We start from the raw sequence: 22335 nt of genomic DNA on the forward strand, positions 1-22335 counted from the left end.
CGCTAACAAACCGGAATCGCCATCGCTCCATGTGCTAAACAGTATCGTAGCCAGTCGGCCAGAAACTGATTAATTTGATGCTTTTCGTCACGTTGATGCAACTTTTTATTTGGGTAATCATACCGCGCTTTGAAGCGGAAGATCTGCTGACTTGAACACACTTCCGCGACCATCGCATCGTGGTAAAGGCGCACCGTCATCGACGGTAAGCTCCAGTAGCTGACGGATGGGGCCGTCTGCTCAATTTCGACCAGCGTAGTGTAGCGGGTAGATTCCACAATCGTTAACCGATACTGCGCGTTGCTCACCTGATAGCTCACTGTCTCGCCAGCCGCGTCGTTTCGCGGCAGCAGGCGTCGGAGTTGCGCGAAGTTGGTCTCGCACAAACGCATCATTTCAGGGAAGTCAGGTGTATAACGCTTCATTCATTTCCACTCATTTCGTAAGTCTTGATAGTGCAGCTGGAGCCATTGCAAAGCGATGACAGAAGCTGCGTTGTCGATTTTCCCCTCTTCTACCCAAAGGTAAGCCTGCTCCCGGCTCACCACATGAACACGAATGTCTTCGTTTTCATCAGCCAGACCATGTATACCCTGCGCGGTCGTGGCGTCCACTTCGCCTACCAAAACAGATAAACGCTCGCTGGTGCCACCCGGGCTCGCGAGATAGTTCAACACCGGTTTGGTGCGGCCTACTACCAGCCCGGCCTCTTCCATGGCTTCGCGACGGGCGACATCTTCCGCTGTTTCGCCCTCTTCAATCATTCCGGCCACCATCTCCAGTAACCACGGGCTTTCGCTGGTATCAAATGCGGCAATACGAATCTGCTCTACCAGTACCACTTCGTCGCGCACTGGGTCAAAGGGTAGCAATACTGCGGCGTGCCCGCGCTCAAAAATTTCGCGTTTCACTTCGCCACTCATTTCGCCGTTAAACAAGCGGTGGCGAAAACGGTAAAGATCGAGCGAAAAAAATCCGCGATAGAGCGTTTCTCGTGCAATAATTTCTACATCATTTTTGCTGAAAGTCACTGGCATCTTTTCCGGTATAGGCATGAGAGTGTCCTGTAAAAGTGGTGATGTTATTTCGATTTTCAAATCTTCTAAAATGCGGTTTCTCAGACAGTATGGTAAATTGCTGCGAGTTACTGCCGGATGGCACGGAACGCCAACCTTTTGTACTGGCGAAGTCTGCTAGAATCGGTAAATTATTTTTAATTAGATCAGCGCTAACAAAGCTTCACAACAAGGAAAGCAAATGAAGAAATTGCTCCCCATTCTCATCGGCCTGAGCCTGACGGGTTTCAGCGCGATGAGTCAGGCAGAGGACCTGTTACAGGTTTATAAGCAGGCACGACTGAGCAACCCGGAACTGCGTAAATCCGCTGCCGACCGTGATGCTGCCTTTGAGAAGATTAATGAAGCACGCAGCCCACTTCTGCCACAACTCGGTTTAGGGGCTGACTATTCCTACACTAACGGCTATCGCGATGCTAACGGTCAGGACTCAAACGTGACCAGCGGTTCCCTGCAGTTAACCCAGACTCTGTTTGATATGTCTAAATGGCGTGCTCTGACCCTGCAGGAAAAATCTGCCGGTATTCAGGATGTCACTTTCCAGACCGATCAACAAACCCTGATTCTCAACACCGCGACGGCTTACTTCAAGGTGCTGAGCGCTATCGATACCCTCTCTTATATCGAAGCCCAGAAACAGGCTATCTACCGTCAACTGGATCAGACCACCCAGCGTTTTAACGTTGGCCTCGTGGCGATCACCGACGTACAGAACGCCCGTTCACAGTACGACAGCGTGCTGGCGAACGAAGTGACCGCGCGTAACGACCTTGATAACGCCGTTGAAGAGCTGCGTCAGGTCACCGGTAATTACTACCCGCAACTGGCTTCGCTGAACGTCGACAGCTTCAAAACCGATAAGCCGCAGGCGGTGAATGCCCTGCTGAAAGAAGCTGAAAACCGTAACCTGAGCCTGCTGCAGGCACGTCTGAGCCAGGACCTGGCCCGTGAACAGATTCGTCAGGCGCAGGATGGCCACTTGCCAACCCTGGATCTGAATGCCTCCTCCAGCATCTCTAACTCACGTTACAGCGGCTCCAACTCCATCAATAATAACGCTGACGTAGGTCAGAACAAAGTTGGCCTGAGCTTCTCCCTGCCGCTGTATCAGGGCGGAATGGTGAACTCGCAGGTTAAACAGGCGCAGTACAACTTTGTTGGCGCGAGCGAGCAGCTTGAAAGCGCACACCGCAGCGTTGTGCAGACTGTACGTTCCTCCTTTAACAACGTGAACGCCTCCATCAGCAGCATCAACGCCTATAAACAGGCCGTTGTCTCTGCCCAGAGCTCTCTGGATGCGATGGAAGCCGGTTACTCAGTGGGTACCCGTACCATTGTTGATGTGCTGGATGCGACCACCACGCTCTATAACGCCAAGCAGCAGCTGTCTAATGCGCGTTATAACTACCTGATTAACCAGCTGAACATCAAATCTGCCCTGGGAACCCTGAATGAACAGGACCTGCAGATTCTGAACAGCTCCCTGGGTAAACCTATCTCTACCACGCCAGAATCCGTGGCGCCGGAAAATCCAGGTCAGGATGCGTCCGCTGATGGTTATGCCGCCAACAGTGCCGCTCCAGCCGCACGCCCGGCCTCTACCGGAATGCTGCGCAACTGATGCGCTAACCCGGCCTGATTTTTCAGGCCGGGTCTGTTTTCACACCAACCGATAAATACAACCCGACCCCTTCGAATTGCAGACAGCCGAGGCACAGGCAGTTTGAACTCTGTCCGGTATAAACGTAAGCCAACGTAAAGATCCCCTCGATTCCCGCACTACGCTTCATTTTCGACCACTCATCCTCTATTCTGAGCGTTATATACCACGTAATACCACTGGGTCCTGGAAGACAAAAATGAAACGGACAAAATCCATCAATCACGCGTCGTTCCGCAAAAATTGGGGCGCACGCCATCTTACTCCTGTCGCACTGGCCGTGACGGCCGTCTTTATGCTGGCGGGCTGTGAACAAAACGACGAAACGGTTTCGCTCTATCAGAACGCTGATGACTGTGCGACCGCCACCGGCAACAAAGCGGAATGTACCACCGCTTACAACAGTGCCCTGAAAGAGGCTGAACGTACTGCGCCGAAATACGCCAGCCGTGAAGACTGCGTAGCCGAATTCGGTGAAGGTCAGTGTCAGCAGGCACCAACGCCGGCACAGGCTGGCACCGCGCCAGAAAACCAGGCGCAGGCGCAATCCAGCGGCAGTTTCTGGATGCCGCTGATGGCGGGCTATATGATGGGCCGCCTGATGAGCGGTGGCGCAGGCTACCAGCAGCAGCCGCTGTTTAGCTCTAAAAACCCGAACAGCCCTGCCTACGGCAAATATACCGACGCCAGCGGTAAGGGATACGGCGCCGCGCAGCCGGGCCGTACTATGACGGTACCGAAAACCGCGATGGCGCCAAAACCGGCGACCACCAGCACCGTGACCCGCGGCGGCTTTGGGGAATCTGTTGCGAAACAGACCTCCATGCAGCGTAGTGCCACGGGCACCTCAACCCGCTCCATGGGCGGCTGATAATGGAACGAGTCAGTATTGTCGAGCGCCCGGACTGGCGCGAAAAAGCCACTGAATATGGTTTTAACTTCCACACCATGTACGGCGAGCCGTACTGGTGTGAAGAGGCCTATTACAAGCTCACTCTTGAGCAGGTTGAAAAGCTGGAAGAGGTGACTGCCGAACTGCATCAGATGTGTTTGAAAGTCGTCGATAAGGTCATTGCCAGCGATGCGCTAATGACCAAATTCCGCATTCCTAAACACACCTGGGGTTTCGTTCGCCAGTCCTGGGAAACGCATCAACCGTCGCTCTATTCCCGCCTCGATCTGGCGTGGGATGGCGTTGGCGAACCTAAGCTGCTTGAGAATAACGCCGATACGCCGACTTCCTTGTACGAAGCGGCATTCTTCCAGTGGATTTGGCTGGAAGATCAGCTCCAGGCGGGCAAGCTGCCGGAAGGTAGCGATCAGTTCAACAGCCTGCAGGAAAAGCTGATTGCGCGCTTTGCCGAGCTGCGTGAGCAGCACGGTTTCAACCTGCTGCATCTGGCCTGCTGCCGCGATACGGTAGAAGATCGGGGTACCGTGCAGTATCTGCAGGACTGCGCTGCAGAAGCAGAGGTCGCCACCGAATTTCTGTATATGGAAGACATTGGTCTGGGTGAGAAAGGTCAGTTTACTGACCTGCAGGACCAGGTCATCAGCAATCTGTTCAAGCTCTATCCGTGGGAGTTCATGCTGCGCGAGATGTTTTCCACCAAGCTGGAAGATGCCGGCGTGCGCTGGCTGGAGCCAGCATGGAAGAGCATCATCTCGAACAAAGCGCTGTTGCCGATGCTGTGGGAGATGTTCCCGGATCACCCTAACCTGCTGCCTGCTTATTTCGCCGAAGATGACTATCCGCCAATGGATAAGTATGTCGTGAAACCAATCTTCTCCCGCGAAGGTGCCAACGTATCGATTATCGAAAACGGTAAAACGCTGGAAGCCGTTGAAGGTCCGTACGGTGAAGAGGGAATGATCGTCCAGCAGTTTTATCAACTGCCAAAGTTTGGCGACAGCTATGTCCTGATTGGCAGCTGGCTTATCAACGATGAGCCAGCCGGGATTGGTGTTCGTGAAGACCGGGCGCTGATTACCCAGGATCTGTCACGCTTCTATCCGCACATCTTTGTAGAGTAAACCTTGCCCGGTGGCCTGCGCTACCGGGCATGTTTTAACCCACCTGTACCGACAACATGCTCAGGCTTCCCATCTCAATTCCGTCGACCGGGATCGTTATCGGCTCTTCGCCATCCCAGGCCCCCAGCACATACAGCAGAGGCAAGAAATGTTCAGCCGTGGGATTCGACAGCGAGCCGCCTTCGTGTTCCAGGTAATTCGCCAGCGGATGCTCTCCGGCGGGCCCCTGCCAGTGAAGATTCGCTTTTACAAAATCGTTGAACGATGTCGCCCAGGGATAGGGCGTATTTTCGCCATGCCAGCGCGCGGTACGCAGGTTGTGCACCACATTACCGCTGGCCACCAGCATAATGCCCTCGTCACGCAATGTTGCCAGCTTGCGCCCCATCTCCAGATGCCAGGCCGCCGGTTTGGTGCTGTCGATGCTAAGCTGCACCATGGGGATATCTGCATCCGGATACATCTTAATAAGCACGCCCCAGGAGCCATGGTCAAAGCCCCAGGCCTCTTTATCCAGCGCCACCGGGACGGGCGCCAGCCTTTCAACCAGCGCCTGCGCCAGCTCGGGCGAACCCGGCGCCGGGTAGTGCGTGTCATACAATGCCTGCGGAAAACCGCCAAAATCGTGGATCGTTTTCGGCGCTTCCATCGCGGTCACGCCAGTACCGCGGGTGAACCAGTGGGCGGACACCACCACGATAGCCTTCGGACGCGGTAAGGTCTCGCCCAGATGACGCCATGCGCGGGTATAGACGTTATCCTCCAGCACGTTCATCGGGCTACCGTGCCCCAAAAACAGCGCTGGCATACGAGAAGCAGTCATGGTGATATCCTTACATAAGATGTCGATTTAATAGCATCACATTACGCGCTATCGCGCTAAGATGAACCCGGATAAGCATGATGATGATCTTCAGGAAATTTGAATGTAAGGGAATGGTAAAGGCGTAGCGGCCCTCTCGCTTTGCCCGCTTTTAGCCCTTAATATTAATGAGAATCGTTATCAAAAGGAGAGAGACATGTCAGTACCCTTGCTTCTGACCATACTTGCAGGCGCCGCCACGTTTATTGGTGCGATTCTCGGCGTGCTGGGCCAGAAACCGTCTAACCGCGTGCTGGCCTTCTCCCTCGGCTTTGCCGCGGGTATTATGCTGCTGATATCACTCATGGAGATGCTGCCCGCCGCGCTGGGCACCGAGGGCATGTCGCCGGTGCTGGGCTATGGCATGTTTGTCTTCGGCCTGCTGGGTTACTTTGCGCTGGACCGGATGCTGCCCCATGCGCATCCGCAGGATCTGATGCAAAAGGGGGCGAAACCGCTGCCGGGCAATATCAAACGTACCGCCGTGCTGCTGACGCTGGGCATCAGCCTGCATAACTTCCCGGAAGGGGTCGCCACCTACGTTACCGCCAGCAATAACCTTGAGCTGGGCTTTGGTATCGCGCTGGCCGTGGCATTGCACAATATTCCTGAAGGTCTGGCGGTGGCCGGGCCGGTCTATGCCGCCACGGGCTCTAAACGTAAAGCGGTATTCTGGGCCGGGATCTCCGGTATGGCAGAGATTCTTGGCGGCGTGCTGGCATGGCTGATTCTGGGAAGCCTGATTTCACCGGTGGTGATGGCGGCCATCATGGCTGCGGTCGCGGGAATTATGGTGGCGTTGTCCGTGGATGAGCTCATGCCGCTGGCAAAAGAGATCGATCCTAACAATAACCCGAGCTATGGCGTGCTCTGCGGCATGTCGGTGATGGGGCTAAGTCTGGTCCTGCTACAAACCGCAGGGATAGGATAAAAAAAACGCCGGGTTAACCCGGCGTTTTTCATTCAATTAGCTGGCTTTGCGCTCATGCGCCTGACGATAGGCCACCAGATCTTCGATGGTGACAACGGCCATGTTGTGCTTCACGGCAAAGTCGATGCACTCTGGCGCGCGCGCCATGCTGCCGTCGTCGTTGGTCAGTTCACAGAGCACGCCGGCTGGCTTGAAGCCTGCCAGAGTCACCAGATCGATGGTTGCTTCTGTGTGACCACCGCGGGTCAGAACGCCGCCCGGCTGCGCGCGCAGCGGGAAGACGTGGCCCGGACGGTTCAGATCGGAAGGTTTTGCGCCGTCGGCAATGGCGGCACGAACGGTCGTAATACGGTCGGCAGCAGACACGCCCGTTGTCACGCCGTGGGCTGCTTCGATGGTTACCGTAAAGCCGGTGCCGAAGGCGCTGGTGTTGTTTTCTACCATCATTGGCAGATCCAGCTGCTTACGGCGCTCTTCGTTAAGACACAGGCAGACGATCCCACTGCCGTGGCGAATGGTCAGCGCCATCTGCTCAACGGTCATGGTTTCGGCGGCGAAAATCATATCACCTTCGTTTTCACGATCTTCATCGTCAAGCACCATCACACCGCGACCTTCACGAAGGGCGGTAAGAGCCTGTTCGATACGTTCGACAGGGGTACCAAAAGAGGAAAGTAGCGTCTGATTCATGGTAAATAAACCTCATTAAAATTATGGTTACCAGAATCAGGGCAGTCTTAGGAGCGCCGCAAAGCGGCAAAAAAATAACGTGAGCGGGCCTCGCCCGACTTGATCGTTACTCTCTCCCATCCGGACTTTAACCGTCGGCCCCGGAATTACACCGGATCTGCTGACCTTCAGGCTCACACCTGAAGCGCTCGCGGGCTTTCAACGTAAGGTTGATTTACCGCCGGTGGGGAATTTCGCCCCGCCCTGAGAATAAGCGAGATAACTATAACGCTAATGATTATGTTCGGCAACGCATTAGCTTCATACAAATCTGGTTTATGGATCCGCGTTACGCGCTACAATGGTCATTAACACCTTTTCATCAAGGGAAACGACAATGATTGACCCGAAAAAAATTGAACAGATTGCCCGTCAGGTCCATGAATCCATGCCGAAAGGCATTCGTGATTTTGGTGACGATGTAGAGAAGAAGATCCGTCAGATCCTGCAATCGCAGCTGATGCGTCTGGATCTGGTGAGCCGCGAAGAGTTTGACGTCCAGACTCAGGTGCTGTTGCGTACCCGCGAAAAAATCGCCCTGCTTGAGCAACGTCTGACAGAGCTGGAAAACCGCAACACCCCTGCGGAAGTGAAACCGGCCCCGGCTATTCCACCGGTCGACGATCAGGTATAAAAAAACGGGCCATCAGGCCCGTTTTTTTATTCACTATCTTTCTGTATCTTTTTGATGATGTTCGTCGTTGAACAGCCATCTTCAAAGTTCAGCACCATCACTTCACCGCCGTTAGCCCATACCTCTTCGCTACCGGCGATCTGCTCTGGCTTATAATCACCGCCTTTTACCAGCAGATCGGGCAGGATACCGGCAATCAGGCGCTGCGGCGTGTCCTCTTCAAACGACACCACCCAGTCCACCGCCTCCAGCGCACCCAGTACAATCATGCGCTGTTCCAGCGGATTGACCGGACGGGTCTCGCCCTTCAGGCGTTTTGTCGAGGCATCGCTGTTGACCGCCACAATCAGGCGATCGCCCAGCTTGCGCGCGTTGGCGAGATAGGAGACGTGGCCGGCATGCAGAATGTCGAACACGCCATTGGTCATCACCACCTTTTCGCCCCGCTTACGGGCTGCGGCAACGGCGTCTTTAAGCTCGTCTTCGGTCATTACGCCGAAGCCCGTCTCTGCGCGGCCACGCACGGCGTTTTCCAGCTCAACCGGCGAGACGGTAGAGGTGCCCAGTTTGCCCACCACCACGCCTGCCGCGGCGTTGGCAAAGTAACACGCCTCTTCCAGGGTATTCCCCGCCGCAAGCGTCGCCGCCAGCACGCCAATCACCGTATCGCCCGCACCGGTCACGTCATAGACTTCCTGGGCCTGCGTTGGCATATGCAGCGGCGCTTTGCCGGGCTGCAGCAGGCTCATCCCCTGTTCGGAACGGGTCACCAGCAGCGCAGAAAGTTCGAAATCGGCGATGATCTTCATGCCGCGCTCTACCAGCTCAGCTTCGTTTTTGCACTTGCCCGCCACCGCCTCAAACTCAGAGAGGTTAGGCGTCAGCAGCGTGGCACCACGATAGCGTTCGAAGTCTGTCCCTTTCGGGTCGATCAGCACAGGCACATTGGCTTTACGCGCCAGCTGAATCATCTGCTGTACGCTCGCCAGCGCCCCTTTGGCGTAGTCAGAGAGCACCAGCGCGCCAATGTTGCCCAGCGCCTGGTTGATGCGCTCGTGCAGCGGTTGCGGATCTACTCCCTCAAACCCCTCTTCAAAGTCGAGACGGATCAACTGCTGGTTACGCGATAGCACGCGCAGCTTGGTAATAGTGGGATGGGTAGGCACAGAAACGAAATCACATTTGACGTTCACGTCGGCCAGCGTTTTGCTCAGGGCACGCGCCGCATCATCAATACCTGTCAGCCCCACCAGACGCGAATGCGCGCCGAGGGAGGCAATGTTCATCGCCACGTTTGCCGCGCCGCCAGGACGCTCCTCAATGGTATCAACTTTTACCACCGGTACCGGCGCTTCCGGGGAGATGCGGCTGGTGGGTCCGTACCAGTAGCGATCCAGCATCACATCGCCCACAACCATCACGCCAGCCCGTTCAAACTTTGGCAGTGTTACTTTCATTCCTGACTCCAGAAAGATTCACAATTTGCGCGCGATAATATCACACTTGTTTTGTTACGCACGGTTCCACCAGCCACTTCTGCCAGCTGGCCCGCACAAGCTCTCGCTCTGCCGCGAAGCACTCTGGCGCCACATGGCCAGGCTGCTCTTGCAATGCCAGATGGTGCAACTCATCACGTAGCGTGGTGTAAGCCCGGGTTAACGCCAGCGACTCCGCTTCATCCATGATGTCGTTTTGCGCCAGCAGTTCCAGAATGCGCACGTTATCCGACCAGCGGGTCAGCTTCGGTTTCAGGTGCGCGTGACGCAGTACCAGATATTGCGTAATAAACTCAATATCGGTGATCCCGCCCTCATCGGCCTTGATATCGAAGCGATCCCGGTGCTTATTGCCAAGATGCGAACGCATCTTGTCGCGCATTTCACGCACTTCAGTTTGTAGGGTCTCGCCCTCGCGCGGGGTGGTAAGCACATCCCGACGAATGGTGTCGAATTGCGCGGTTAACTGCGGATCGCCATACACCACCCGGGCGCGCACCAGCGCCTGATGCTCCCACGTCCAGGCTTCGTTTTGCTGATAGTCGGCAAAGGATTCGGTCGAGGTGACCAACATGCCCGCCGCACCAGAGGGACGCAGTCGCGCATCCACCTCATAGAGGATCCCTGATGAGGTGCGGGTGCTAAAGAGGTGCATGATGCGCTGAGCCAGCCGCAAATAGAACTGCCGCCCGTCGATTTCCCGCTCGCCGTCGGTCATCACGTCCACCGGGCAGTCGTGCAGGAAGATCAGATCCAGATCGGAGCTGTATCCCAGCTCCCAGCCGCCCAGCTTGCCGTACCCCACTACCGCAAAACCGCGGCCTTCCCGATCGGCCAGGTGCTTCGGCTGCCCGTAGCGCGCCACCATTTGCACCCATGCCTGCTGTACCACCGCATCAATAATCGCTTCCGCCAGCCAGGTTAAATGGTCACTCACTTTCATGACCGGCAGCGTTTCAGCGATATCGGCAGCCGAGACGCGCAACATCTGCGCCTGCTTGAACTGGCGCAGCGCCTCAAGCTGCTGCTCTTCGTCCTCTTCCGGTACGCGCAGCAGATATTGGCGCAGCTCGTCGCGATAGGCATCCGTCGCCGTCGGCTGATAAAGGGTATTGGGATCAAGCAGCTCATCCAGCAACAACGGATAACGCGCCAGCTTATTGGCCACCATGGGCGAGGCGGCACAGAGGGTGATCAGGTGCTTAAGCGCGCCGGGGAATTCGCTCAGCAGCTCCAGATAAGTGGTACGGGTGATAATGCCCGTTAGCAGCGGCGTCAAACGCGAAAGGGGGATCGGGGCATCCGCGCGGGGGCAGACTTCACTCAGCAGATGCGGCATAAGATGATCCAGCACCTGGCGCCCGCGGGGGCCGATGGCGCGCCTGTTCATCTCCAGGCGGAAATCGGCAATCAGCGCCACGACCCGGTGACGATCTTCATCGCTCAGGTGCGCCAGTACCGGGGTGGTGTCGTCCTCTTCCAGCGCATCCTGCCACAGCTCGCGCCAGTGCTCAGAGAGTTCATCCTCTTGTGATTCGCTTTCGTCATCGCCAATCAGTTCATTAAAGATATGCCGCACCGCGGCCATGTGCCGATCGAGCTGGTCGGTAAGGCTTTGCCAGTCGTCCATCCGCATGCCCCAGGCGAGGCGTGCGCGATTGAGATCGTCGCCCGGCAGAGTCTGCGTCTGCTCGTCGTTGATACTTTGCAGCAGATTCTCAAGCCGACGCAAAAAGAGGTAGGCCTCACGCAGCGTCTGCGCATCCCCTTCCGGCAGCAGATTCAACTGCGCAATCGCCGCCAGGGTGGGCAGCAGAGAGCGGGATTGCAGCGACGGCTCGCGCCCACCGCGAATCAACTGGAAGACCTGAACAATAAATTCGATTTCCCGGATACCGCCCGCGCCGAGCTTGATGTTATCCCGCAGTCCACGACGCCGCACTTCCCGGGCAATCATCCCTTTCATATTTCGCAGCGACTGAATTACGCTGAAGTCGATATAACGACGGAAGACAAACGGGCGCAGCATGGCGCGTAACTCACCGGCGTAGACATCGTCGTTATCGCCCATGATCCGCGCTTTTACCATCGCGTAGCGTTCCCAGTCGCGCCCCTGCTCCTGGTAATAATCTTCCAGCGCGGCATAGCTCAGCACCAGCGGGCCGCTGTCGCCAAAGGGGCGCAAACGCATATCCACCCGATAGACAAAGCCGTCCTGAGTCGGCTGATCCAGCGCTTTGATAAGCCGCTGACCCAGACGCGTGAAAAATTGAGCATTATCCAGCTCGCGGCGCCCTCCACGGGTCGCCCCTTTCTCCGGCCAGGCAAAGATCAGATCAATATCCGAAGAGAAGTTCAGCTCGCCGCCGCCCAGCTTCCCCATCCCCAGAATCATCAAGGGCTGCGGGATGCCTTCGTCATTACAGGGGGTTCCCCACTCTTTGCAGCACGCCTCGTACAGCCAGTCGCGGGCGGCGACGATTAAGGTCTCCGCCAGGGCACTCAGCTGCTGTAACGTGCTCTCTTCGCTCACCAGTGACAGCGCCTGCGCCCAGGCGATGCGCACCATCACCTGACGGCGGAACTGACGCAGCACGCGCATCAGCGCAGCCTCGTCGGTCACCTCTGCCAGCGCAGCGTGCAGCCAGGCGGCATACTCCCGCCACTCTTCCGCCTGGGGTGGCGAGGTTTCAAGTTCCACCAGCCAGTCGGGATGCGCAGAAATACTCTCCTGCACAAAATCGCTAAAGGTCAGCACCTGCTGCGCCTGCTCGCTCAGGGAGGAGGCGGGTAACGACGCCGGCAGACGTTCACACACCGTCTGCCACTGCTGCTGTAACTGGGAGGAAAGCGGCATGATTGGGGTTCCTTGCCTGCGTTAACGTTTTCCGCTGTGCAGCCAGAATGGCTCCTGCGAAATGGACTCATTACGGAAATGTTCAATCTCAATACGCTGACGGGTCTTAATGGCATGCTGCAACCCCTGCCAGTTCTCCAGCCAGGCATGGGCGACGGGGCCATCATAGGCGCCAGCCAGCAGCAATATGCTGTCGATATCACGCGCCAGTCGGATCAGCTGATCGCCATACTGGTCGCCAAGCGGCTGGGCGAACGCCGCTTTCAGTTCCGCCGCGTGACGGGAAAGGTGAATATCAGCAAAGCGTTTAAATGAGTCGTCAATTTTGGCCTGCGCTTTGGCATCCAGGAAATTGCGCCAGCCATGGGTCACCAGAAACTCGGTCAACGCCAGTTTAGCCGTGGCGTTTTGCGCGCTGTACGCGGCCGTCTGGGCAGAGACCTCGGTTGCCATCAGGGTCTCGGTCTGGGTAAGCAGATCGCGTAAACGAGCACTGGCTTTACGCGGAACGATACCGCCAAAAAGCGCCAGGGTATGGCGCACCAGGCTTATTGCCGCCAGCACGTCTGCTTTGGCGTCTTTCACGCCGCGTTCCCACAGCTCTTCATGGTACTGCCACTGGCTGAGGGCCAGTTCCAGTGCCGCTTCAAAGCCCTTCTCCACGGAGGATTTGGCCGGAACCTTCAAAATTGGCGTCGGTTTGCGGGTGCGTGGGGCATTACCTGCCGCCAGGTGATAACCGCGCGCGGCTTTGCTCAGGCTTCCCTGACGCAGACCCGGCTGGCTTACCAGCTTGCGCGCCAGTTTCAGCACATCTTCGGCATCGCCTTCCAGCAGCTCCAGCTCCAGCTCGCAAAGGGGTTCCTGCAGTTCACCGGCCTTCACTTCCCCGAGGTCGAGGGCAATCTCAATGCGGCTGTTGCCTTCATTCACAAGCCACTTCTCGCGCATGAAATTGGTGCTGAACAGGGGGCTCACCTCGGCGGCAAGCGTGGCGGGTAATCCCCCTTCCGGCCAGACCTCAGCCGGGAAGCGATCCAGCGCCAGTTCAGGCTTTTCAATGTCGATGTTGTATTCAGGACGTTGATGCAAACCGCCCACCACGCGACCGGCGATTTTCATCGTCATCTCATAGCGCCCGCTGGCACCACGGATGCGCAGGCCCATATCGTGGCGGCGCAGCCAGTTATCCGGCGTTTCGTAATAGATGTTAAGTAACTCCACCGGCTGATGATGTTCAGCGGTCAACTGGTGAAGGCGGGTACGCAGCGCATCAACGCTGTCATTTTCGACGATAAATTTTAATTCGATTTCCTGAGCCATGGCCTCGATCTTCTGGTTGCGTCACAGCGGGGTAAATTACAGCGAACTTACTCATCACTTTTTTGTCAGTAGATAGTATTTTGCGCCAGATTGCCACGCAATGAGCAATTTGACGGGCGTAAAGGTTAGACGCAGTGCGTTACGGTACACAGATGATTCTGAATGCTGACGAATCTTTTGCGTGGAAGCATCGTAACCTCTACTATCGTTCCACTTTTTATGTAAATAACGACTAATGATGCTTAAATTACGCCTGATTGGACTCACTTTCCTCGCTTTCAGCGCCGCCACTGCGGTGCACGCGGAAGAGAAACGCTACGTTTCTGATGAACTCAACACCTGGGTACGCAGCGGCCCGGGCGACCATTATCGTCTCGTGGGCACCGTCAATGCCGGCGAGGAAGTCTCTCTGTTACAGACCAATGCGGATACCAACTACGGCCAGGTGCGCGACAGCAGCGGCCGTACGGCGTGGATCCCGTTGAAAGAGCTTAGCACTAACCCCAGCCTGCGTACCCGTGTACCGGATCTGGAAAATCAGGTTAAGACCCTGACCGATAAGCTAAATAATATCGACACCACCTGGAACCAGCGCACCGCCGAGATGCAGCAGAAGGTCTCGCAGAGCGATAGCGTGATTAACGGCCTGAAAGAAGAGAACCAGAAGCTCAAGAACGAGCTGATCGTCGCGCAGAAGAAGGTCAACGCCGCGAACCTGCAGCTTGACGACAAACAGCGCACCATCATCATGCAGTGGTTTATGTATGGCGGCGGCGTGCTGGGCGTAGGCCTGCTTTTGGGTCTGGTGCTGCCTCACCTGATACCGAGCCGTAAGCGTAAAGATCGCTGGATGAACTAAATCGTCTTCTCTGCCACACTAACGTATTATTTTGTGAAAAATGGATGCGGGAGTGTAAGGCGTGAAGATTTATCTGGTCGGTGGTGCGGTTCGCGATGCGTTGTTAGGTCTGCCGGTCAAAGATAAAGACTGGGTGGTGGTGGGCGCCACCCCCCAGCAGATGCTTGACGCGGGCTACCAGCAGGTAGGCCGCGATTTTCCCGTATTCCTTCATCCCCACTCTCACGAAGAGTATGCCCTGGCGCGTACGGAGCGAAAATCTGGCTCCGGCTATACCGGGTTTACCTGCTATGCCGCACCGGACGTCACCCTGGAGCAAGATCTGCTTCGCCGCGATCTCACTATCAATGCCCTCGCGCGTAATGACGACGGCACCATCGTGGATGTTTACGGCGGCCAGGAGGATTTGAAAAACCGCCTGCTGCGCCATGTCTCCCCTGCGTTTTCAGAAGACCCGCTGCGCGTTCTGCGCGTCGCGCGCTTTGCCGCACGCTACGCCCACCTCAGCTTCCGCATTGCCGACGAGACCATGGCCTTAATGACGGCCATGACCGCCGCAGGCGAGCTGGAACATTTGACGGCGGAGCGCGTCTGGAAAGAGACGGAAAATGCGCTCTCTACCCGCAACCCGCAGGTCTTTTTCCAGGTGCTGCGCGATTGCGGCGCCCTGAAGGTGCTCTTCCCGGAAATTGACGCCCTCTTTGGGGTGCCTGCACCAGCGAAGTGGCACCCGGAAATCGATACCGGCATCCATACCCTGATGACCCTGAGCATGGCGGCGATGCTGAGCCCGACGGTGGATGTGCGCTTTGCCACGCTCTGTCACGACCTGGGAAAAGGACTCACGCCAAAAGCGTTGTGGCCACGGCATCACGGTCATGGCCCGGCGGGCGTGAAGCTGGTCGCCGGGCTCTGCCAGCGTCTGCGCGTACCGAACGAACTGCGCGATTTAGCGAAGCTGGTCGCCGAATTCCATGACCTGATCCACACCTTCCCGATCCTGAAACCGGCCACCATCGTGAAGCTTTTCGACAGCATCGACGCCTGGCGCAAGCCCGTACGCGTGGAGCAGATCGCCCTCACCAGCGAAGCGGACGTACGTGGACGCACCGGGTTTGAGGCCAACGACTACCCACAGGGCCGGTTACTCCGTGAAGCCTGGGATGTGGCGAAAGCGGTGCCGACCAAAGCGGTCGTGGAGGCAGGATTTAAGGGCGCAGAAATTCGCGAAGAGTTAACGAAAAGGCGTATTCAGGCAGTGTCAGAATGGAAGGAAAAGCGTTGCCCTCAGCCAAAAGAGTGAGGGCAACCGGTCATCAGAAGAAGACCACGTACACCGCTGCCGCGACGATAAAGCGGTAGATGGCGAACGGAATAAAGGAGATGCGCTTGATGAGCTGGAGGAAGGTTTTGATCGCCACCAGCGCCACGAGGAACGCCGTCACGAAGCCGACGGCAAACATCGGGATGTCGCCCACCGTCAGGAAGTGGAAGCTCTTATAGAGATCCAGCGCGGTGGCACCCATCATCATCGGCACCGCCAGCAGGAACGAGAACTCCGATGCCGCATAGCGGCTCACGCCCATCAGCATACCGCCGGAAATGGTCGCCCCGGAGCGGGAGAAGCCCGGCCACAATGCCAGACACTGGAAGCAGCCAATCATAAACGCCTGACGGTAAGTCATATCATCCAGACCCGGCGCGCGCGGCTCTTTTGGCTTCAGCAGTTCTGCCGCAATCAGCAGCACGCCACCCACCACCAGCGCGTACATCACGTTAATGGGGTTGAAGAGCGATTTGATGGTGTCGTGGAAAATCAGGCCCAGCACTACGGCGGGCGCCATACCAAGCAGAATATGAATCAATGTAAGACGACCTTTGCCCTCGCCTTCATGCTGCGGTGGGCGGCCAAAGTGAATGCCAATCAGGCCGAACAGACGGCGCCAGAACATCACCACCACGGCGAGAATGGAACCCAACTGAATAACCACTTCGAAGGTTTTTGCCGTTTCGCCCTCAAAGCCCAGTAGGTGACCCACGATAATCATGTGTCCGGTACTGGAAACCGGCAAAAACTCCGTCAATCCTTCGACCACACCCAGTATTGCCGCTATCAACAGCGAGTGCATATCGCTCATCAAATAAACCCCTAAAAATTATAGTAAAAACGGCCTACCCTACGGGCAGCCGCGAAAGCTACAGCTTTAAGACCGGTTTAACCGGAAATGGTTTAGTAATTATGAAGTTAATTATCGCCTTTAAGATTTTGGCTACGCTCGATCACCACGCCAACGTTGGCAGCACGCGCCACGGCGCCCGGTTTGCTGAGTTTGATGCGCACCCAGGGGGAGTTAAAGCGGCTTAACAACAGGCTCGCCACCTCTTCCGCCACGCGCTCGACCAGCGCAAAACGTTGCCCTTCAACATGGTTTACCACCGCCTCGCTGATATCGGCATAACTTAAGCAGTCATTCACGTCATCGCTTTTCGCTGCGGCACGGTTATCCCAGCCCATTTCGATATCGAACACCAGCTTCTGTTCGATGGTCTGTTCCCAGTCGTAAACACCAATAGTGGTGATTACCGAAAGTTGCTCTATAAATACAATATCCATCACGACCTGCCTGCTTTTTGACTTAACCAGATACCACTCCCGGCGAATTATGCGTATTATCCACAGATGCTGAGTACAAAACGACATTTTCAAAACGGAACAGCGTTATGAGTGCAATCGCGCCTGGAATGATCCTCCTCGCCTACCTTTGCGGCTCAATTTCCAGCGCCATTCTGGTCTGCCGTCTTGCCGGGCTTCCCGATCCACGTGAGAGTGGCTCCGGAAATCCGGGGGCGACCAATGTACTACGAATTGGCGGCAAAGGAGCAGCCGTAGCGGTGTTGATTTTCGACGTCCTGAAAGGCATGTTGCCCGTATGGGGCGCATACGCATTGGGCGTGACGCCGTTCTGGCTGGGACTGATTGCTATTGCCGCCTGTCTGGGCCATATCTGGCCTGTCTTCTTCGGTTTTAAAGGCGGCAAAGGCGTGGCCACCGCCTTCGGGGCGATTGCCCCTATCGGCTGGGATCTCACCGGCGTCATGGCGGGCACCTGGCTGCTGAGCGTATTGCTGAGCGGTTACTCTTCACTGGGTGCGATTGTCAGCGCACTGATTGCGCCCTTCTACGTCTGGTGGTTTAAACCCCAGTTTACCTTCCCGGTTTCGATGCTCTCCTGCCTTATCCTGCTGCGCCATCACGATAATATTCAGCGCTTGTGGCGTCGTCAGGAGACTAAAATCTGGACCAAATTCAAACGAAAAAAGAGAGAGCCTGAGTAATTTCTCTCTCCTCTTTTTGCCCGGCGACGCGCTGCGTAAACGGGCCTGGCGGGTCACGCTCTCTTCAGGTTATGTCTTATAACCAAATGTGATATTTATCACTTTCTGCCTGTGGTAACTCTATGAGACACACCACAACGACACAAAAAGAAAAATGGCAGACATTTCAGACACAACTCCGCTTTCAACGGCAGGACATGCCCCGGATGGTGACATCAGGTGGGTTCGTAGCGCGGCAGACGTTTCACGTCTGGTCAATGCGGGATCACAAGGCAGAGCTAACGCCCGTATCGTGGTCGGCATCGCACTGGGTGGCATTTTCCTCGATGCGTACGATCTGGGTGCGCTGGCGTTTGGCATCAAAGATATCACCCGCGAATTCAGTCTCACTCCGGCCGGTACCGGGATGGTGGCATCGGCCATTACCTTTGGCGCCATTGTCGGGGCACTCCTCGGGGGTTATCTCACTGATAAGATCGGGCGCTACCGCGTCTTTATGGCCGACATGGTCTTCTTTGTGGTCGCAGCCATCGCCTGCGCTCTCGCCCCCAATGAATACGTGCTGGCAGGGGCCCGCTTTGTGATGGGCCTGGGGGTGGGGATCGATCTCCCCGTCGCGATGGCGTTTCTCAGCGAGTTCGCCAGGCTTAAAGGTCCGGGCAACAAAGCGTCCAGCGTGGCGATGTGGTGCCCTACCTGGTACGCCGCAATCAGTATTTCGTATCTGCTGGTGCTCTTCTTCTATGCCGTACTGCCCGAAAGCCATAGCGACTGGCTCTGGCGCTTAATCCTCGGCTTTGGCGCGGTGCCTGCGCTGATAATTATTGCGATTCGTAGCCGCTATATGAGCGAATCCCCGGTCTGGGCGGCGAACCAGGGCAAGCTGAAAGAGGCCGCGTCTATCCTGCGGCAGTCGTATAACATTAACGCCCATGTGCCACAGGAGGTGCTTAACCAGCCGGCCCCGGTGGTGAACAAGGCCAAATGGTCAAACTACCTGAACCTGTTCCGCGGTCGCTATTTACGGCGTACCACCCTGGCGACGCTGCTCTCCGTGGTCTCCTCTTTTGCCTACAACGCCGTCGCCTTCGGTCTGCCGGTGATCATCTCCAGCTTCTTTGTGCAGTCGATGCTAACAACGATTCTGATCTCGCTGGCGCTCAACCTGCTGTTTGCCTTTGTGGGCGGGCTGCTGGCGGTACGTTATGTGCCGCGCTTCGGCGCATGGCGGATGTCGCTGGCGGGCTACGCTTGCCAGCTTGCCGCCTTGCTCGGACTGGCGTTGATTGGTCGACCGGATGGTGCCGCTGAAGGGGTGACAGCCGTGGCGATGCTGGCGCTGTTCCTGTTCGGCCAGGGGTTTGGCCCCGGCGCGCATACCATGACCTTTGCCTCGCTGAGCTATCCGACCTCACTGCGCGGCGTAGGTGTTGGGCTCAATCAGACTCTGATGCGCAGCAGTTCGACGTTATCCCTGTTTATGTTCCCGCTGCTGGTGGCCTCGCTGGATACCGCCGTCTTCTGGGTGATTGCCCTGGCGCCATTTATTGGTCTGGCGTCGCTGCTGGCGATCCGCTGGGAGCCCTCCGGGTACGATGTGGACGCCGAAGATTACCGCTAAGGGTAAGGCACTGGCGGGGGCGCAACGTCCCCGCCATCACGGGCTATAAATCCTCCAGCAGATTTCTGGCGAGCTGTCTCAACGTCGCCAACTCCTCATCGTTCATACGCATGCTACAGCGCATCTGGTCCGGCAAGCCCATAATTTGCGCTTTCAGCGCATCCGCTTTTTCGGTTAGCACGACGTTTTTCATTCGTTCATCTCCCACCACCGCAACGCGTTTCAAAAAGCCTTTCGCTTCAAGCTTTTGTACCAGCGGGGTCAGGGTACCCGAATCAAACAACGTCTTTTCACTGAGGTCACGCAGCGGAATATTATCCTGCTCAAAGAGGGCCATCAGCACCACGAACTGCGGATAGGTGAGATCCAGTTCATTGAGTAAGGGCCGGTACTGGCGGATCAGGGCGTTGGTTACCGAGTACAACGAAAAACAGAGCAAGCCATCTAACGTTTTGTTTTCTTTCATTTTTAACTCCCATCACACAAATCTTTCTAAAAAAAGTATAAATAATGTTTGACTAAAAGTATCTTGCGCGCAAGTATTGCAGCACAAACTAAATAGCGTACTACTTAATTAGTGACAAACAACCTTAACGACACATACAGAGGCTTCACCATGAAAACATTATCCGCAATCCTGGTTTCTTCCGTCTTCGCATCCGCTGTGGCCTCCGCGCAGCCTGTTAATACTCCGGCCCCCACTGCTGGTGTGCAGGCGTTTCTGAACGTCCTGAATAGCGGTAACGGTAAGCCGATGGAGCAAATGACCCCGCAGGAAGCACGCCAGGTACTGATTGGCGCCCAGCAGGGGGCAAAACTGCCACCGGCGCAGGTTTCGCAGAAAACCATCCAGGCCAACGGGCAGGCGATCAAACTGACCATCGTTAAGCCTGAAGGTGCGACCGGCACGCTGCCGGTGTTTATGTTCTTCCATGGCGGCGGCTGGGTACTGGGTGATTACCCAACCCACGAACGTTTGATCCGCGATCTGGTGCGGGCATCCGGTGCGGCTGCGGTCTATGTGGATTACACCCCGTCACCGGAGGCGCACTTCCCGGTGGCCATCAATCAGGCCTATGAAGCGACAAAATGGGTAGCAGAGCACGGTCAGGAAATTGGTGTGGATGGCAGCCGTCTGGGTCTGGTCGGTAATAGCGTGGGTGGCAACATGGTGGCCTCCGTGGCGCTGCAGGCAAAACAGTTTAAAGGGCCGAAAATCCGCTATAACGTAATGCTGTGGCCGGTTACCGATGCAAACTTCGATACCGCCTCTTATAACCAGTTTGAGAACGGCTATTTCCTGTCAAAAAACATGATGAAATGGTTCTGGGATAACTACACCACGAACGCGGCTGACCGTAATTCGATTCTCGCTTCGCCGCTGCGTGCCAGCACTGAACAGCTGAAAGGCTTCCCGCAAACCCTGATTCAGACCGCGGAGCTGGATGTGCTGCGCGACGAGGGTGAAGCGTTTGGCCGTAAACTCGATGCCGCAGGCGTGCCGGTCACCGTTACCCGCTACAACGGTATGATCCATGACTATGGCCTGCTGAATCCGCTGAGCGAAGAGCCAACGGTGAAAGTTGCCTTGCAGCAGGCGGGCGCAGCGCTGCATGAACATCTGAAATAAGCCATAACACGCGTTTGAGAGCACGGCCCCGGCCGTGCTTTTTCTTTTTCATCCCCCCGCTATCCATAAGCGACTCATATGACAGGGTTCATTTGCGCCAGGGCATACTGACCTGGAACCCGACGACGAGCAGATGGACGAACCATGTTAGCAACCCAGGTGGCTGATAATACGTATAAAGGCTGGCGCGCCTCGCTGGCTTTAGCGTTTCGTCATACGCCGGAAAAAACCCTCCTCTACTCTGCCCGTCACGTCGGTCCCCTTACCGTTCAGCGCCCCTTTTATCCGGAAGACAACCCCTGCCATCTCTACCTGCTGCACCCGCCTGGCGGGATTGTCGGAGGCGATGAACTGGATATTTCTATTCGACTGGACGCCAATAGCCATGCGCTGATCACCATGCCGGGCGCCAGTAAGTTCTACCGCAGCAGCGGGCCGCAGGCGCGGCTGGCTCAGCACTTCTGGCTGGACGAAAACGCCACGCTTGAGTGGCTACCCCAGGATACGATTTTCTTCCCCGGCGCCAACGCCGCGCTGCGCTCGGTATTCCATCTGCACGCCACCAGCACGCTGCTGGCGTGGGAGCTTTACTGCCTGGGCCGCCCGGTCATTGATGAAACCTTTAGCCACGGCACGCTCGAGAGTCGACTGGAAGTGTGGCGCGATGGCGAACCGCTGTTAATTGAACGCCAGCACCTGGCCGACGGCGACCTCTCGCCGGTGGCGGGCCATCCGTGGCTCGGCACGCTGCTTTTCTATCCGGCAAATGAGAGCCACCTGGAGGAAACGCGAAGCCTGCTGGCAGAGCTGAACCATTTTGCCGGCGCCACCCTCACGGATGGTCTGCTGTCGGTGCGTTTTCTCTCGCACGATAACCTGATTTGCCAGCGGGTGATGCGCGATATCTGGCAGCATCTGCGCCCGCACTTAACCGCTAAAGCGCCCTATTCACCCCGGATCTGGCAGACCTGAGAGAGCCCGTATGGAACTGACCCCCAGAGAAAAAGACAAACTGTTGTTATTCACCGCCGCGCTTGTGGCAGAGCGCCGTCTCGCCCGCGGCGTCAAACTCAACTATCCGGAATCGGTCGCGCTGATTAGCGCTTTTATTATGGAAGGCGCGCGCGACGGGCAGACCGTGGCGGAGCTGATGGAGGCCGGACGTCATGTCCTCACCCGCTCGCAGGTGATGGAAGGGGTACCGGAGATGATCCCGGATATTCAGGTGGAGGCGACCTTCCCGGACGGCTCCAAGCTGGTCACCGTTCACAACCCCATCGTCTAAGG

General features: G+C 56.5%; 22 protein-coding genes and 1 riboswitch. Of the genes, 12 read left to right on the forward strand and 10 right to left on the reverse strand.

The features are described from left to right. Positions 1-2: 2 nt before the first annotated feature. Complete coding sequence (locus tag WFN75_RS16760; protein WP_040073991.1) at positions 3-425, reverse strand: DUF1249 family protein; 423 nt, start codon at positions 423-425, stop codon at positions 3-5. Next, a complete protein-coding gene (gene nudF / locus WFN75_RS16765; protein ID WP_046885849.1) occupies positions 426-1055 on the reverse strand; it encodes an ADP-ribose diphosphatase in 630 nt (209 codons plus the stop codon). It lies immediately after the preceding gene. Positions 1056-1257: 202 nt separating this feature from the next. Between nudF and tolC the strand changes: the two genes are divergently transcribed. From tolC to WFN75_RS16780, 3 genes are all read left to right on the forward strand, one after another. Continuing rightward, positions 1258-2697 (forward strand): outer membrane channel protein TolC, encoded by a 1440-nt coding sequence (tolC, locus tag WFN75_RS16770; protein WP_040073989.1) that lies wholly within the window; start codon positions 1258-1260, stop codon positions 2695-2697. Positions 2698-2935: 238 nt separating this feature from the next. Beyond that, entirely contained in the window at positions 2936-3607 is a 672-nt protein-coding gene (locus tag WFN75_RS16775; protein ID WP_040073988.1) for a DUF1190 family protein, read from the forward strand. Positions 3608-3609: 2 nt separating this feature from the next. Continuing rightward, positions 3610-4770: a glutathionylspermidine synthase family protein gene (locus WFN75_RS16780; protein WP_336996533.1), complete on the forward strand. Its 1161-nt coding sequence runs from the start codon at positions 3610-3612 to the stop codon at positions 4768-4770. Positions 4771-4804: 34 nt separating this feature from the next. On the opposite strand, the gene ygiD is transcribed toward WFN75_RS16780, so the two are convergent. Then, the gene (gene ygiD / locus WFN75_RS16785; protein ID WP_046885848.1) at positions 4805-5593 is read right to left on the reverse strand and encodes a 4,5-DOPA dioxygenase extradiol; all 789 of its coding nucleotides are present in this window, start codon (positions 5591-5593) and stop codon (positions 4805-4807) included. Between the two features lie 196 nt (positions 5594-5789). Between ygiD and zupT the strand changes: the two genes are divergently transcribed. Then, a complete protein-coding gene (gene zupT, locus WFN75_RS16790; protein ID WP_046885847.1) occupies positions 5790-6563 on the forward strand; it encodes a zinc transporter ZupT in 774 nt (257 codons plus the stop codon). Positions 6564-6599: 36 nt separating this feature from the next. Here zupT and ribB read toward each other — a convergent pair whose 3' ends face one another. Further along, positions 6600-7253 (reverse strand): 3,4-dihydroxy-2-butanone-4-phosphate synthase, encoded by a 654-nt coding sequence (gene ribB / locus WFN75_RS16795; RefSeq protein ID WP_046885846.1) that lies wholly within the window; start codon positions 7251-7253, stop codon positions 6600-6602. Positions 7254-7357: 104 nt separating this feature from the next. After that, positions 7358-7508: riboswitch (FMN riboswitch) on the reverse strand. 121 nt (positions 7509-7629) lie between these two features. On the opposite strand from ribB, the gene ubiK reads away from it, so the two are divergent. After that, on the forward strand, positions 7630-7926 hold the full coding sequence (ubiK, locus tag WFN75_RS16800; RefSeq protein WP_040073983.1) for a ubiquinone biosynthesis accessory factor UbiK: 297 nt from the start codon (positions 7630-7632) through the stop codon (positions 7924-7926). Between the two features lie 26 nt (positions 7927-7952). Here the strand turns inward: ubiK and hldE are convergent, their stop codons facing one another. Genes hldE through WFN75_RS16815 form a run of 3 tightly spaced genes read right to left on the reverse strand, consistent with a single transcriptional unit; the run spans position 7953 to position 13602 of the window. Continuing rightward, positions 7953-9383, reverse strand: a complete 1431-nt coding sequence (gene hldE, locus WFN75_RS16805; RefSeq protein WP_046885845.1) for a bifunctional D-glycero-beta-D-manno-heptose-7-phosphate kinase/D-glycero-beta-D-manno-heptose 1-phosphate adenylyltransferase HldE — start codon at positions 9381-9383, stop codon at positions 7953-7955. A 40-nt stretch (positions 9384-9423) separates the two neighbouring features. Beyond that, positions 9424-12282 carry a bifunctional [glutamate--ammonia ligase]-adenylyl-L-tyrosine phosphorylase/[glutamate--ammonia-ligase] adenylyltransferase gene (gene glnE / locus WFN75_RS16810; RefSeq protein ID WP_154298864.1) on the reverse strand — a complete coding sequence of 953 codons (2859 nt, stop codon included), beginning with the start codon at positions 12280-12282 and terminating at the stop codon, positions 9424-9426. A gap of 18 nt (positions 12283-12300) precedes the next feature. Next, a complete protein-coding gene (locus WFN75_RS16815) occupies positions 12301-13602 on the reverse strand; it encodes a CYTH domain-containing protein (protein ID WP_336996534.1) in 1302 nt (433 codons plus the stop codon). A gap of 238 nt (positions 13603-13840) precedes the next feature. Here WFN75_RS16815 and WFN75_RS16820 point away from each other — a divergent pair, with 238 nt between their 5' ends. After that, complete coding sequence (locus tag WFN75_RS16820; protein WP_046885842.1) at positions 13841-14461, forward strand: TIGR04211 family SH3 domain-containing protein; 621 nt, start codon at positions 13841-13843, stop codon at positions 14459-14461. Between the two features lie 61 nt (positions 14462-14522). Continuing rightward, the gene (locus WFN75_RS16825; protein ID WP_046885841.1) at positions 14523-15764 is read left to right on the forward strand and encodes a multifunctional CCA addition/repair protein; all 1242 of its coding nucleotides are present in this window, start codon (positions 14523-14525) and stop codon (positions 15762-15764) included. 13 nt (positions 15765-15777) lie between these two features. Here the strand turns inward: WFN75_RS16825 and bacA are convergent, their stop codons facing one another. Next, complete coding sequence (gene bacA, locus WFN75_RS16830; protein WP_046885840.1) at positions 15778-16599, reverse strand: undecaprenyl-diphosphate phosphatase; 822 nt, start codon at positions 16597-16599, stop codon at positions 15778-15780. Between the two features lie 107 nt (positions 16600-16706). Further along, on the reverse strand, positions 16707-17075 hold the full coding sequence (gene folB, locus WFN75_RS16835) for a bifunctional dihydroneopterin aldolase/7,8-dihydroneopterin epimerase (protein ID WP_040073976.1): 369 nt from the start codon (positions 17073-17075) through the stop codon (positions 16707-16709). A gap of 107 nt (positions 17076-17182) precedes the next feature. Between folB and plsY the strand changes: the two genes are divergently transcribed. Both plsY and WFN75_RS16845 read left to right on the forward strand, forming a co-directional pair. Next, the gene (gene plsY, locus WFN75_RS16840; RefSeq protein ID WP_040073975.1) at positions 17183-17797 is read left to right on the forward strand and encodes a glycerol-3-phosphate 1-O-acyltransferase PlsY; all 615 of its coding nucleotides are present in this window, start codon (positions 17183-17185) and stop codon (positions 17795-17797) included. Between the two features lie 154 nt (positions 17798-17951). Beyond that, positions 17952-19418, forward strand: a complete 1467-nt coding sequence (locus tag WFN75_RS16845; RefSeq protein WP_336996535.1) for an MFS transporter — start codon at positions 17952-17954, stop codon at positions 19416-19418. Positions 19419-19461: 43 nt separating this feature from the next. Here the strand turns inward: WFN75_RS16845 and WFN75_RS16850 are convergent, their stop codons facing one another. Further along, positions 19462-19884: a MarR family winged helix-turn-helix transcriptional regulator gene (locus WFN75_RS16850; protein ID WP_046885838.1), complete on the reverse strand. Its 423-nt coding sequence runs from the start codon at positions 19882-19884 to the stop codon at positions 19462-19464. Positions 19885-20034: 150 nt separating this feature from the next. Between WFN75_RS16850 and WFN75_RS16855 the strand changes: the two genes are divergently transcribed. The 3 genes from WFN75_RS16855 to WFN75_RS16865 all read left to right on the forward strand — a co-directional run bounded on the left by WFN75_RS16855 (position 20035) and on the right by WFN75_RS16865 (position 22333). Further along, positions 20035-21048, forward strand: coding sequence for an alpha/beta hydrolase (locus WFN75_RS16855; RefSeq protein ID WP_233800556.1), 1014 nt, complete (start codon positions 20035-20037; stop codon positions 21046-21048). A gap of 144 nt (positions 21049-21192) precedes the next feature. After that, on the forward strand, positions 21193-22020 hold the full coding sequence (locus WFN75_RS16860) for an urease accessory protein UreD (RefSeq protein ID WP_336996536.1): 828 nt from the start codon (positions 21193-21195) through the stop codon (positions 22018-22020). 10 nt (positions 22021-22030) lie between these two features. After that, positions 22031-22333: an urease subunit gamma gene (locus WFN75_RS16865; protein ID WP_040073970.1), complete on the forward strand. Its 303-nt coding sequence runs from the start codon at positions 22031-22033 to the stop codon at positions 22331-22333. Positions 22334-22335: the final 2 nt, after the last annotated feature.

This window comes from Leclercia sp. UBA7405, assembly GCF_037152215.1.
GTDB classification, from domain to species: Bacteria; Pseudomonadota; Gammaproteobacteria; order Enterobacterales; family Enterobacteriaceae; genus Enterobacter; species Enterobacter pneumoniae.